This window comes from Kutzneria sp. CA-103260 (genome assembly GCF_018263855.1).
Classification (GTDB): domain Bacteria; phylum Actinomycetota; class Actinomycetes; order Mycobacteriales; family Pseudonocardiaceae; genus Kutzneria.
Window position 1 is genome coordinate 5748079 of sequence record NZ_CP073318.1, and the last position, 12566, is coordinate 5760644.

At 70.8% G+C, this 12566-nt stretch carries 12 protein-coding genes; 9 read left to right on the forward strand and 3 right to left on the reverse strand.

All coding sequences use genetic code 11. The annotated features are described in order from the left end of the window. Positions 1 to 23: 23 nt before the first annotated feature. The gene (locus tag JJ691_RS25075) at positions 24 to 1295 is read right to left on the reverse strand and encodes a GH25 family lysozyme (RefSeq protein WP_249228166.1); all 1272 of its coding nucleotides are present in this window, start codon (positions 1293 to 1295) and stop codon (positions 24 to 26) included. A 308-nt stretch (positions 1296 to 1603) separates the two neighbouring features. Between JJ691_RS25075 and JJ691_RS25080 the strand changes: the two genes are divergently transcribed. Further along, positions 1604 to 2461: a bifunctional helix-turn-helix transcriptional regulator/GNAT family N-acetyltransferase gene (locus tag JJ691_RS25080; protein WP_211771149.1), complete on the forward strand. Its 858-nt coding sequence runs from the start codon at positions 1604 to 1606 to the stop codon at positions 2459 to 2461. Between the two features lie 67 nt (positions 2462 to 2528). Here JJ691_RS25080 and JJ691_RS25085 read toward each other — a convergent pair whose 3' ends face one another. Beyond that, positions 2529 to 4358 carry an elongation factor G gene (locus JJ691_RS25085; RefSeq protein ID WP_211771150.1) on the reverse strand — a complete coding sequence of 610 codons (1830 nt, stop codon included), beginning with the start codon at positions 4356 to 4358 and terminating at the stop codon, positions 2529 to 2531. A 203-nt stretch (positions 4359 to 4561) separates the two neighbouring features. On the opposite strand from JJ691_RS25085, the gene JJ691_RS25090 reads away from it, so the two are divergent. The 5 genes from JJ691_RS25090 to JJ691_RS25110 are packed head-to-tail and all read left to right on the forward strand — an operon-like array spanning position 4562 to position 9110. Then, positions 4562 to 5047, forward strand: coding sequence for a DUF2975 domain-containing protein (locus JJ691_RS25090; RefSeq protein ID WP_211771151.1), 486 nt, complete (start codon positions 4562 to 4564; stop codon positions 5045 to 5047). Further along, entirely contained in the window at positions 5047 to 5262 is a 216-nt protein-coding gene (locus JJ691_RS25095) for a helix-turn-helix domain-containing protein (RefSeq protein ID WP_211771152.1), read from the forward strand. The genes JJ691_RS25090 and JJ691_RS25095 overlap by 1 nt, the downstream gene beginning before the upstream one ends. Before the next feature lie 36 nt (positions 5263 to 5298). After that, positions 5299 to 7203, forward strand: coding sequence for a S9 family peptidase (locus JJ691_RS25100; protein WP_211771153.1), 1905 nt, complete (start codon positions 5299 to 5301; stop codon positions 7201 to 7203). Between the two features lie 17 nt (positions 7204 to 7220). Further along, complete coding sequence (locus JJ691_RS25105; RefSeq protein WP_211771154.1) at positions 7221 to 8204, forward strand: aldo/keto reductase; 984 nt, start codon at positions 7221 to 7223, stop codon at positions 8202 to 8204. Positions 8205 to 8246: 42 nt separating this feature from the next. Then, positions 8247 to 9110, forward strand: a complete 864-nt coding sequence (locus JJ691_RS25110; protein ID WP_211771155.1) for a transglutaminase-like domain-containing protein — start codon at positions 8247 to 8249, stop codon at positions 9108 to 9110. A 99-nt stretch (positions 9111 to 9209) separates the two neighbouring features. On the opposite strand, the gene JJ691_RS25115 is transcribed toward JJ691_RS25110, so the two are convergent. Next, complete coding sequence (locus tag JJ691_RS25115; RefSeq protein ID WP_211771156.1) at positions 9210 to 10001, reverse strand: class I SAM-dependent methyltransferase; 792 nt, start codon at positions 9999 to 10001, stop codon at positions 9210 to 9212. Positions 10002 to 10085: 84 nt separating this feature from the next. On the opposite strand from JJ691_RS25115, the gene JJ691_RS25120 reads away from it, so the two are divergent. Genes JJ691_RS25120 through JJ691_RS25130 form a run of 3 tightly spaced genes read left to right on the forward strand, consistent with a single transcriptional unit; the run spans position 10086 to position 12560 of the window. Next, positions 10086 to 11024: an Lrp/AsnC family transcriptional regulator gene (locus JJ691_RS25120; RefSeq protein WP_249228167.1), complete on the forward strand. Its 939-nt coding sequence runs from the start codon at positions 10086 to 10088 to the stop codon at positions 11022 to 11024. Positions 11025 to 11078: 54 nt separating this feature from the next. After that, entirely contained in the window at positions 11079 to 11744 is a 666-nt protein-coding gene (locus JJ691_RS25125) for a DUF899 domain-containing protein (RefSeq protein ID WP_211771157.1), read from the forward strand. 24 nt (positions 11745 to 11768) lie between these two features. Further along, positions 11769 to 12560, forward strand: a complete 792-nt coding sequence (locus JJ691_RS25130) for an alpha/beta fold hydrolase (RefSeq protein WP_211771158.1) — start codon at positions 11769 to 11771, stop codon at positions 12558 to 12560. Positions 12561 to 12566: the final 6 nt, after the last annotated feature.

Consider the following 12566-nt stretch of genomic DNA (forward strand, 5'->3'; position numbering starts at 1 on the left):
TTTCAGAAGGCCAGCTGGAAGTGCTACTTGTTGGCCAGGCGGTCCAGATCCGCCTGCGTGCCGTTGAAGACGTCGGCGGTCGACGGGGCCTGGAGGCCGTCCGGGATCGCCGCGTCGGTGTACTGCCACATCAGCCACGTCGAGGAGCCGGCCGGCAGCGGCGGCGCGGTGATGGACCGCCGGTAGTCGGCCAACTGCATGGGATAACCGGCGAAGGCCGTGGTGGAGCCATAGCAGTCGTCGATCACCGACTTCTGGGTGTAGATGATCGGTGTGCGGCCGAACGCCGCCTGCACCTTGTCCAGCCACGCCTTGGCGTCGGCGACGGTGCCGAAGGCCGGGCAGCCGCCGGTGCCGTCGTCGGCCCGTTCGAAGTCGAGGATCGGCGGCAGGTCACCGGGGCGCTTGCCGGTGTAGCCGGTGGCCTTGACCGCCGCGATGAAGCGGTCCGCCTGCGCGCCGCCGGTGTTGGCGGCGGAGGCCGTGTAGTAGTGGTAGGGCGCGACGTCCAGGCCGGCGTTGTGCGCGGCCGGCAGGTCGGTGGCCAGGTAGTCGTCGGTGACATTGGTGCCGCGCGTGGCCTTGACCGTCGCGATCTCCACGCCGGACGCCTTCACCGCGGCCCAGTTGATCGGCGCGCCGTTGGGGTGCTGGTACTTGGCGGTGTCGATGCCGTCGATGGCGTAGCCGGCGGGCTTGGGCGGGGCGCAGTAGGCGTTGCGGCTCGACCAGTCCGTGAGCTTGGCCCAGGTGTTCGCCCCGACCACGCCGTCCGCGCTGAGGTTGTTGCAGCGCTGGAAGTCCTCGACCCGGCCCTGCGTGCCGCCGCCGAAGTTGCCGTCGATCGTCAGCGGCGCGTAGTGCACGGGGTCCATGGCCAGGTTGAGGCGGCACTGCACCTCTTTGACGTCCGCGCCGGTCGCCCCCTGCTTGACCGTCGGCTGCGAGGTGCTGTGTCCGCACACGACGCTCTGCGCCGCCGTAGAGGTGCCCGTGGTACCGCACTTGCGCGGGTGGGCCGCCCACGTGTTCAGCGCGGCCCACGTGTTCGGACCGACGCTGCCGTCCACGCTCAGGCCCGCGCACTGCTGGAACACCCGCACACGGGCGTCCGTGGCCGGGCCGAACGACCCGTCGGCGCCGATCGGCGTGTACTTGCTGAGCTTGGTGGCCAGGTTGAGCTCGCACTGGGCTTCGACGGTGTCCGCACCCGTCGCGCCCTGCTTGAGGGTCGGCTGGGTGCTGCTGTGCCCGCAGACCGAGGTCGCGGCGGCGGCAGCCGATGCGGACCCCACGACCGCACCGGATGTCGCCGCCGCGAGCAGGAGAGCCGCCACAAGGGCCCTGATGACCATGTCTTCCCCCGTGATGAGAGGCCGGGGTCTCCCGACGGCACGAGGCTGGCACCAGGGTCCCGTCCCCGTCCTCCGACCGCGGCCGTGACGGGAAGCGGGGACGTCCCAACGGCCGTTGACCTGCTGGAACGCGGCGGCGCTGGGACGGTGCTGGGATACCGCGCAGGAAAGACCGGTGAAGGCGGCGCCCGCCGACGGCGGTTCATTTCAATGGACATGTTCAGCATTGTCTGACTAAAGTCAGAGATATGGACGCGGAGTTGGTGACCCAGGTGCGGCGGTTCAACCGCACCGTCACGCAGCGGGTCGGGGCCCTGAACGACCACTACCTGGGTAGCGACCGGCCGCTGGGCGAGGCGCGGCTGCTGTGGGAGATCAGCGACGGCCGGGACCTCCGATCGCTGCGCGCGACGCTGGGTCTGGACTCCGGCTACCTGAGCCGGCTGCTGCGCTCGCTGGAGGCCGCCGGTCTCGTGACCGTGCAGGCCGATCCGGCCGACCGGCGGGTGCGGGTGGCCCAGCTGACCACCGCCGGCAAACGTGAGCGCCAGGCGCTGGACCGCGGCAGCGACGGCGTGGCCGAGGCGATGCTCTCCCCACTGTCCGAACGCCAGCGGCAGCGGCTGGTCGCCGCCATGGCCGACGTGGAACGCCTGCTGCGCGCCGGAATGGTGGAGATCGAAGCGGTTGCTCCCGATCATCCCGAGGCGGTGCGGTGCGTGCGGGCCTACTTCGCCGATCTGGCCGTGCTGTTCGAGGACGGCTTCGACGGTGACGTCGTGCTCCAGCCCGACGTCGAGCAGGTGCTGCTGGCCCGGCTCGACGGGGAGCCGATCGGCTGCGTCGCCATGTACGAGCCGGAACCCGGCGTGTGCGAGATGAAGCGGATGTGGGTGCACGAGTCGGCCCGGGGCCTCGGACTCGGCCGGCGGCTGCTGGTTGAGCTGGAGGCCGTGGCCCGGCAGCGGGGCGCGGGCTCCATCCGGCTGGAGACCAACCGCTCGCTGACCGAGGCCATCGCCCTCTACCGGTCGGCCGGCTTCGAGGAAGTCGCGCCGTTCAACGCCGAACCCCACGCGCACCACTGGTTCCGCAAGACCCTCTAGGCTCCCGGTTTGTGCTCGGAAGGGGGCTTTCCTGGCGTTGAACGCCAGGAAAGCCCCCTTCCGAGCATCAGGGGCGGGTGGTGACCGGGCGGTAGCCGCCGAAGCGGGCGGTCAGCACACCTTCGCCGCCGGTCAGGCCGGGCAGCAGGCGTTGGAACTCCCGCAGCCTGGCCGTGGGCAGCACGGCGTCGACCCGGTTGGGCGCGGTCGGGGTCTCGGGCAGGCCGCCGTGCCGGACCAGGGCCGTGAGCACCGCGCTCAGCGACTCCGCCGGCACCTCCAACTCCACCTCCTCCCACGGCTCGCACACCACGGTTCCCGCGCGCCGCAACGCTTCCGCGAGGACGAGCGGCGTCAGGCCACGGAAGTCCGCGGCAGTGCTGACCGGGCTGCAATAGCCGGTGTGGGTCAACGTGACCACACAGTCCGGGACTTGCCAGCCTTGCCGGCCTTCCCCGAGCGTGGCGCGCACGGTTTCCTCGATGGCGGTCAGGAATGCCGCCGGCAGCGACCCGCGCTCGGCCTCCAGGCGGAACACAACCCCGGAATCCCCCGGCTCGACACGGAGTCCGATGGTGGCGACGTGCAAGGTCTCCCCCATCATCGTCACCGCATGCCCAACGCCCTTGATCCGCTCGACGCAGACCACCCGTGGCGCGGAGAACTCCGCTGCCACGCCGAATTCCTCGTTGAGGCGGGCCGCGATCACCTCCCGCTGCACTTCACCGAAGAGGGAGACGACGAGGCTGCCGGCACTCGGTCCCCACCGCACGTCGATCAGCGGATCCTGGTCGGCGAGCCGGGTCAGGCCGGTGAACAGCCGGTCCGGATGTTCAGCCGTCACCACGGTTTCCAGAGTCGGCAGGCGGAACCGGGTCGGGCGCGGGTCCGCCGCGGTCGCGCCCAGCCGGTCGCCGACGCGCAGGCCCGGCAGGCCGGTGATGCGGGCGATCCCGCCGGCCGGCACCCGGGTACGTTCCCGCGCGGCGTCCAGCACCCCGGTGACGACACCGGATTCGACGACCACCGCGCCGGAGCGGTCCCGCCGGGCGAAGCTGACCCGGTCTCGCGCGGCCAGGGAACCGCCGAACAGACGGGCGACCGCCGACCGGCCGCCGTCGTACTCCACCGCGAACACCACGCCGTCCAGTTCCCCGTCCGCAACGGGATCGACCGACGGCAACAGGTCCACGATCGCCCGGCGCAGGGATTCCATGCCCGCCCCGGTGACGGCCGAGCCGAACAGCACCGGATACACGATCCCCTGGCGGGCCTGTTGGCGGAGTTCTTCGTTCAGCAGCACCGGATCAATGCCGTCCACATAGGACCTCAACGCCGCATCGCTACGTTCGGCCAGCACCTCGGCCAACTCCACACCGGGTTCGAGGTCGACGACGTCGGCTTCCCTGGTGCCCACCTGTACTGGTCGGTTCAGCGGGACCGTGTCCGAGCCGAGCAGGCGGCGAATGTCCTTGAGCAGGTCGGCATGCCGGGCGCCACGGCGGTCGATCTTGTTCACGAACAGGATCGTCGGCACGCCGGCCGCACGCAGGGTCCGCATCAGCACACGGGTGTGCGCCTGCACGCCTTCCACCGCCGACAGCACCAGAATCGCGCCGTCCAGCACCCCCAGCGCCCGTTCCACCTCGGCCACGAAGTCGGTGTGCCCGGGCGTGTCGATCAGGTGCACACGACGATCGGCCATGGTGAAGGCCGCCACCGCGGAACGGATCGTGATCCCCCGGCGGCGTTCCAGGTCCATGCCGTCGGTGGTGGTGCTGCCGTCGTCGACCGAGCCGAGGCGGCCGATGGCCCCGGCGTCGAAGAGCAGGCGTTCGGTGAGGCTGGTCTTACCGGCGTCGACGTGCGCGACAATGCCGAGATTGAGCATCCGCATGCGGGGTGAGGTCCTTACGTGCGAGCGAACGACAGCGGATGGGGCCTGTCGTCACTCGGCGCATGGAACCTCCCGGATCACGGAAGCCCGGACCGTAGCAGGGCCGCCCGATCGGCCGCACCCGATTTTCGGCCGAGGGGACCCTTTGCTTGATCTATCGAGTTACGATAGATTCCTGCCGCGAATCGATAGGAGGACAGGTCATGGGCAAGCTGACCGTGCACGCGTTGCGCGCCGTGCTCGCGGTGGTGCTCGTCGGCACCGTGCTCATCCAGGCGGGCATGGTGTGGGCGTTGATCGCCAAACCGGTGGAGGGGTCGCTCCCGCTGACCCCGCTGCGCCTGATCACGATCCTGGGCATGGTGACGGTCCAGGTCACCCTGGTGTGCGTGTGGCGGCTGGTGACGATGGTGCGACGCGGCACCGTGTTCTCCCCCGCCGCCTTCCGGTACGTGGACATCGTGATCGGCGCGATCGTGGCGGCGGCCCTGGTGTGGTTCGCGGTCACGGCCATCAACGCGCCGGGCCAGCGCGACGACCCGGGCGTCTCGCTCATCATGGGCGGGATCGGCGTCGCCATCCTGGGGGTCGCGCTCATCGTGCTCGTGCTGCGGATGCTGCTCGCCCAGGCCGTCGCCCGCGACGTCGAGGCGTCGCAGCTGCGGGCCGAGCTGGACGAGGTGATCTGATGCCGATCACCGTCGACATCGACGTGATGCTGGCCCGGCGGAAGATGTCCGTGGGCGAGCTCGCGGACCGGGTCGGGATCACGCCGGCCAACCTGGCGGTGCTCAAGAACGGCCGCGCCAAGGCGGTTCGCTTCGCGACGCTCGCCGCGCTCTGCGAGGTGCTTGAGTGCCAGCCGGGCGACTTGCTGCGCTGGGAGGCCAATGACGGCGTATGACCGACATTGCCAGGAAGACCGTGTAGGAAGGAAGTCGTGCTCTCCGACCTCGACTCCTACATCGGGCTGCCGCAGCTGACCGGACTGCGGCTGTCCCCCGACGGCCGCCGCGCGGTCGTCGGCGTGACCACGCTCGACCGGGAGAAGTCCCGCTACACCAACGCGATCTGGCAGCTCGACCCGCCGCGCCGGCTGACCAACAGCGCCGCCGGCGAGTCGGCGGCCGGGTTCACGCCGGCCGGGGACCTGCTCTTCACGTCGTCGCGGCCACAGCCGGACGGCATCGAGGGGCCGGCGTTATGGCTGCAGCCGGCCGATGGTGGCGATGCCCGGGTGCTGGCCTCGGCGCCCGGCGGGGTGCGCGGCGCGGTGGCCGCGGGCGGCGTGATCGTCTACGGCGCGGCGGCACCGGCGTCGAAAGAGCGTGAAACCAAGAAGGTCACGGCCATCCTGCACGAGGAGTTCCCGGTCCGGCACTGGGACCACCATCTCGGTCCGCACCGCACCCGGCTGTTCGTGCTCGACGGGTCGGAGCCGCGGGATCTGACCGGTGACGTGGGCCGGGCGTTGGACGACGAGGCGGTGTGGGACCTCGCCCCGGACGGCCGGACCGTGGTGGCCACATGGGTGGTGGCCGAGCCGAACGGATCGCAGCGGCGAACCCTGGTGGCCATCGACGTGGCCACCGGGCATCGACGCACCCTGCTCGACGACGCCGACCACGAGTACGAGTCCCCGCGGATCTCCCCCGACGGCCGGCAGGTCGTGGTCTGCGTGCAGGAACGACCGACACCGGAGCAGGGCCCGGGCGACCGCCGGCTCGGCCTGGTGCCCCTGGCCGGCGGGCCGGAGCGTCCGGTCGCCGCCGCCTGGGACCGCTGGCCGAAGTTCCCGCGCTGGACGCCGGACGGCCGGTCCGTGATCGTCTCCGCCGATGACCACGGCCGGGGACCGCTGTGGCTGGTGGACATCGAGTCGGACGAGGTCACCCGGCTCACTCCGGACAACGGCGCGTACACCGATGTCGCCGTGGCCCCGGACGGTTGTGTGTACGCGATGCGGGCCGCCGTCGACAGCCCGCACAAGCCGGTGCGGATCGAGCCGGACGGCTCCCTGACCTACCTCGACAGTCCGGTCACGCCGCCGGCGCTGCCCGGCCGGCTCACCGAGGTGACGGCGACCGCGGAGGACGGCACCCCGATCCGTGGCTGGCTCGCGCTGCCGTTCTCCGACGAGCCGGCGCCGCTGGTCGCGATGATCCACGGCGGGCCGGTGATGTCGGCCAACACCTGGTCGTGGCGCTGGAGCCCATGGGCGCTGGTGGCCCGCGGCTATGCCGTGCTGCTGCCCGACTTCGCGCTGTCCACCGGGTACGGCATGGACTTCATCCGCCGCGGCGCGGGGTGTTGGGGCGGCCCGCCGTACACCGACGTCATGGCGCTGGTGGACGCCGCGCAGCAGCGGCCGGACATCCACCCCGAGCGGGTGGCCGCCCTCGGCGCGTCGTTCGGCGGCTACATGACCAACTGGATCGCCGGGCACACCGACCGGTTCGCCGCGATCGTGTCGTACGCCTCGATCTGGTCGCTGCCCGACCTGTTCGCGACCGGTGACCTGCCGCACTACTTCAACCGCGAGATGACCCGGGAGGCAGCGGAGGCCAACTCCCCGCACCGGTTCGCCGACGCCGTCACGACGCCGATGCTCATCACGCACGGCGAGCGGGACTACCGCTGCCCCATCGACCAGGCGCTCCGGCTGTGGTGGGACCTGTCGTCCCGGGTCGGCAAGGACAACCCGCACAAGTTCCTGTACTTCCCCGACGAGCACCACCACGTCGCCGCGCCGCACAACGTCCTGGTCTGGTTCGAGACCGTGCTGTCCTTCCTCGACCACCACGTGCGGGGCATCCCGTGGCGGCGGCCCGAACTGCTGGGGTGATACGTAAGCTCACTCGCATGGAGCAACGGGTATTCGGTCGCACCGGCCGCGAGGTGTCCGTCGTCGGGGTGGGCACGTGGCAGCTCGGCGCGGACTGGGGATCGGTCGACGAGGGTGACGCGCTGGCCGTGCTGGAGGCGTCGGTCGAGGCCGGGGTGACCTTCTTCGACACCGCCGACGTGTACGGCGACGGGCGCAGCGAGCAGCTGATCGGCCGGTTCCTGCGGGAGCGGCCGGACGCCGGCGTGTTCGTGGCCACCAAGATGGGCCGCCGGGAGCCGCAGGAGGTGGAACGCTACAACCTGGACAACTTCCGGAAGTGGAACGACCGGTCCCGGGCCAACCTGGGCGTGGACACCCTGGACCTGGTCCAGCTGCACTGTCCGCCCACCGCCGCGTATTCCACCGACGAGGTGTTCGACGGCCTGGACACCCTGGTCGCCGAGGGCCGGATCGCCGCCTACGGCGTCAGCGTGGAGACCGTGGCGGAGGCGCTGACCGCCATCGCCCGGGAGCACGTGGCCAGCGTGCAGATCATCCTCAACGCCTTCCGGCTCAAGCCCCTCGAACGTGTCCTGCCGGCCGCGGCCGCCGCCGGCGTGGGCATCATCGCCCGCGTGCCGCTGGCGTCCGGGCTGCTTTCCGGCCGCTACACGCGGGAATCCGTGTTCGGGGCCGACGACCACCGCAACTACAACCGCCGCGGCGAGGCCTTCGACGTGGGCGAGACCTTCTCCGGCGTCGACTACGAGACCGGCATCGAGGCCGCCCAGGAGTTCGCCGCCCTCGTCCCGTCCGGGGTGACGCCGGCCCAGGCCGCGCTGCGCTGGATCATCCAGCAGCCCGGCGTCTCCACCGTCATTCCCGGCGCCCGCAACGTGGAGCAGGCTCAGGCCAACGCGGCGGCCGCCGCGGTGCCCGAGTTGGACGCCGACACCCTCAAGGCCGTCGCCGACCTCTACGACCGCCGGATCCGTCCCCTGGTGCACGACCGCTGGTAAATCCCTTGCCCCTGACACGGTGAGAGGGCGTAGACCAGAGCCATGGACTACGCGACGCAGAGCCGATTCTCCGACCCGGGACGGCACCGCGACTGGCTGGACGCGACGCCCGCAGACCTCGAACGGCTGCGGGACATCGCGTCCGGCCTGGTCTTCCACCACTGGGGCAACGGCGATCCGGCCGGGCACGGTTTCGGGCCCGAGCGGCTCGCGGAGATCGATCTCCGGTACGCCGAGGCCATCCTAGGCCGGCTGCGGGAGCTCAACCCCGTGCTGGACGCTCAGCGTTCGGCGACCGAACGGGTGCTGGGCTGCTGCCGGGACTTCACCCTGCTCTACGTCACGCTCCTGCGCCACCACGGCATTCCCGCCCGCACCCGGGTCGGCTTCGGCGGCTACCTGATGCCGGGCTGGCACATCGACCACGTCGTCGCCGAAGTGTGGGACGGCGAGAGGTGGCGGCTGGTGGAGCCCGGGTTCCCGCGCGACAACGAGCTCGACGTCGACCTCATGGACGTGCCGAGGGACCGCTTCCTGGTCGGGGCCGACGCCTGGCGGGCGCTGCGCTCCGGCGCTCTCGATCCGGCGCGTTTCGCCGTCTCCCCCGACCTGACCGAGCCGTTCCTGCGTGGCCTGCCCTACGCCCGGCACAACCTCGCCCTGGACATCGCCGCCCTCAACAAGCACGAAATGGTGCTGTGGGACATCTGGGGCAGCATGAACCTCGACGCGACCGTCAGCGAGGCTGACGCGCTGCGGGCGGACGAACTCGCCGCCGTCGATCCCGACGACGCCGCGGCGCTCGCCCGGGCCTTCGCCGCCGACGACCTCCGTGTGCCGTCGGTGATCCGGTCGATCAGCCCCATCACCCATGTGCTGGCCGAGGTTTCCCTGACGCCCGCCTAGCCCGAGCCCACCCCCAGGATCAAGGGACCGCCCCTCTCGTTCAACGTCATGAAGGGCCCCTTCACGAACTTGAACGTCAGGAAGGGCCCCTTCCTGACTTCACCGCCGGGCGTGCACCAGATATCCCTGGCCCACGCCCGGAGTACCCCGTGGCACCTCGGGATAGGGCCAGCGGCCGTAGTCGTTGCCGACCGAGCCGAACAGGGACACCTCGCACGACCAACCGCGGCCCCCGAGCAACTCTTCCGGATTGTCGGTGCCGAACCGCCACGTCATGTCCATGGCGGCGAAGCGGTCCAGCATCGGCTTCATGGCCGCACTGTCCAGAAGGGACTGTCCAACCAGGTCGATGAGCAGGTGGCTGCCGTCGGCGGACAGGGCGGTGATGCCGTCGAGCAAGCGGGAGACGTCGGCGGCGTGCAGGTACTGGGTGAGGCCTTCGACGGTCCACACGGTCGGCGCGGCGGGATCGAAGCCGGCCGCCAGCAAGGCGGGAGCCCAGTCCCCGGCGAGGTCGACACCGACCGGACGGCGGGGGCCGACCGGCGAAGCGTCGATGAGGGATGCCTTCAGGTCCAGCACTTCGGGCCGGTCCAGCTCGTAGACCAGGGCGTCGGACAGCACGTCCAGCCGCCACGCCCGGGAGTCCATGCCGGCCGCCACGATCACCAGCTGCGCCGGCCGAAGCCGGGTGAGCCTGTCGTCGAGCCACTTGGTGCGCACGGAAATGGTGGAGTTGTCCCCGAAGTCGGCCAGCAGCCGAAGCCCGTCCTCGCCGGCGAGGACCGCGGCGTGCGGATCGGTGAACAGCCGGTCGGGTCGGGCCGATTCGCGGGCCCGCAGGGCGGCGGTCAGCCGGCCGGTCAGGGCCACCTGGTCGAGTTGTGTCATGGGCCGAGCATCGGCCGCAAGACGGAACAAAACAGCCAACTCGGCGAGATGCGGCGGAATCCGAAGCCGAACTAGTCTGATCTGGTGGATTCACTCGACCGGCAGCTGGTGCACGCGCTCGGCGTGGACGGCCGGGCCTCGTTCAGCCGGATCGCCCAGGTGCTGGACCGCTCGGACCGGACGATCGCCCACCGCTACCGCCAACTACACGCGGCGGGCCTGCGCGTGGTGGGCGTGGTCAACGGCCGCAAGGCAGGGCACGTGGACTGGCTGGTGCGCATCCGCTGCGCCCCGGACGCGGCGGCCACCATCGCGACGGCGCTGGCCCGCCGTGACGACACGAGCTGGGTGGCGATCCTCTCCGGCGGCACGGAGATCACCTGCATCACCCGGGTCCGCACCGGCGCGGATCACCTGCTGCTGCAACGACTGGCCCGCACGCCGCGCATCAACGGCGTGACGGCGCACTGCATGATCCGGGACCTGGCCGGCGTCGGCGGCTGGCCGGGCCGGACCTCGGCCCTGACCGAGGACCAGGTCGAGGCCCTGCGACCACCCGAGACCGACGCCGGTCCGGCGACCGAGCTGACGGACCAGGACCAGGCGCTGATCACCACCCTGGCGATCGACGGCCGCACCACCTATCCCCGCCTGGCCGCCGCCACCGGCTGGTCCGAGTCGACCGTCCGCCGGCGCCTGGCCGATCTGCGGGCCGACGGCATCCTGTACTTCGACGTCGACATCGACCCGACCCTGTTCGGCTACGACTGCCAGGCGATCGTCTGGCTCACGGTCGGCCCGGCCCAGCTCAACACCGTCGCGCAAACGCTTGCCGGGCACCCGGAGATCGCCTTCGCCGCGGCCACCACCGGATCCACCAACATCCTCGCCTTTGTCGTCGTCCCGGATCTCGACGGCCTCTACGACTACCTGGCCGACCGGATCGGCGGCCTGCCGGGCGTCATCCAGGTCGACACCTCTCCGATGGGGAAACAGGTGAAATACGCCGGCCGGACCATGTAGAGAACCGCGGCGCGGCTCCGACCACCGGGTGATGAAGACCCGAAAGGAGACGCCGTGACCAGGATCGTCGAACCCGAGCAGTGGCTGGCCGAGCGCAAAGCGTTGCTGGCCCGCGAGGAGGAGCTGGCCGCCGCGCACGAGGCCGTCCGCGCGGCCCGCCGCGAGCTGCCGATGGTGCGCGTGGACAAGGACTACGTCTACGAGGGCGCGGACGGCAAGAAGACCCTGCTCGACCTGTTCGAGGGCCGCCGCCAGCTCATCGTCTACCACTTCATGTTCGACCCGAGCTGGGACCAGGGCTGCAAGTGGTGCTCGTACCTGGTCGACAACATCGGCCACCTGTCGCACCTGCACGTGCGCGACACCACACTGGCCCTGGTGTCGCGGGCCCCGATCGAGAAGATCCTGCCGTTCCGTGCGCGGATGGGCTGGACGATGCCCTGGTACTCGTCGCACGGCAGCCAGTTCAACTATGACTTCCATGTGACACTGGACGAATCGGTCACCCCGGCGGAGTACAACTACCAGCAGGTTTTCGCCTCCGGCGAACAGGGCGGGGCCAGCGTGTTCCTGCGCGAGGGCGACGCCGTCTTCCACACCTACTCGGCCTACGGCGAGGGTCTGGGCCTGGTGCACACCCTCGACAACTACCTGGACCTCACTCCACTGGGCGAGCAGTACGCCGACATGGGTTGGCTGCGTCACCACGACAGGTACTGACCCGTCCCAGATGGACGATCTACCATGGTGGATATCCAGGGGGTCACCATGGACTGGGACATTCGCGTGCACGGCCCGCTCGACGCGGCGCACACTGTGCTGCTGCTGTCGGGCGGGTTCTCCACGGCCGAGTTCTACGCCGAGGTCGCGGCCGAGCCCAGCCTGGGCGAGATCCGCCTGATCGCGGCCACCCTGCCCGGCCACGGCGGTTCGCAGCCGCCCGAGGACCCGAGCCTGGACGCGTGCGCGCACGACGCCGCCAAACTGGCCGCCGCGCACGGCTGCGATGTGGTTGTCGGGCACAGCATCGGGGCCAACGTGGCCCTGGAGATGGCCGCCGGCGAGGGATTCACCGGCCCGATCATCCTGCTGGCGCCGAGTTTCTCGCTGCCCGACGAGATGCTGGCGCTGCGGGTGGTCGACCGCCTGGCCACGGTGCTCGGCCCGCTGCCCTACGCGGCGGCGGTGTCCATGGCCGATGTGGCGCTCACTGTCGCCCAGCTGTCGCCGCAGCGGCGAAACGTGCTCGGAAACGAGGTCCGGAAGAACAGTCCGCGCCAGCTCCGCCGGCTCATCCGCGCCTACCTGGACTACCTTCGACGGCACGGGTCCGTCGCGTCCCGGCTGTGCGACACGGGCGTGCCGGCCTGGGTGGTGCACGCCGAGCAGGGCGACGGCGGGCTCACCGCGGCCGAGCGCCGCACGCTGGCCGCCTGTCCCACCACCGCGGTCGTGACCGTGCCGGGCACGAGTTGGTTCCTGCCCAACGAGAAGCCCGAGCTGGTCGCCGACCTGATCCTCGGAGCGCTACGTTGACCGACC

Bases quoted from the DNA above. Each gene is read 5' to 3' on its own strand.
- JJ691_RS25080 (WP_211771149.1), top strand. From the start codon at position 1,604: ATGGACGCGGAGTTGGTGACCCAGGTGCGGCGGTTCAACCGCACCGTC.
- JJ691_RS25085 (WP_211771150.1), bottom strand. From the start codon at position 4,358: ATGCGGATGCTCAATCTCGGCATTGTCGCGCACGTCGACGCCGGTAAG.
- JJ691_RS25090 (WP_211771151.1), top strand. From the start codon at position 4,562: ATGGGCAAGCTGACCGTGCACGCGTTGCGCGCCGTGCTCGCGGTGGTG.
- JJ691_RS25095 (WP_211771152.1), top strand. From the start codon at position 5,047: ATGCCGATCACCGTCGACATCGACGTGATGCTGGCCCGGCGGAAGATG.
- JJ691_RS25105 (WP_211771154.1), top strand. From the start codon at position 7,221: ATGGAGCAACGGGTATTCGGTCGCACCGGCCGCGAGGTGTCCGTCGTC.
- JJ691_RS25110 (WP_211771155.1), top strand. From the start codon at position 8,247: ATGGACTACGCGACGCAGAGCCGATTCTCCGACCCGGGACGGCACCGC.
- JJ691_RS25115 (WP_211771156.1), bottom strand. From the start codon at position 10,001: ATGACACAACTCGACCAGGTGGCCCTGACCGGCCGGCTGACCGCCGCC.
- JJ691_RS25130 (WP_211771158.1), top strand. From the start codon at position 11,769: ATGGTGGATATCCAGGGGGTCACCATGGACTGGGACATTCGCGTGCAC.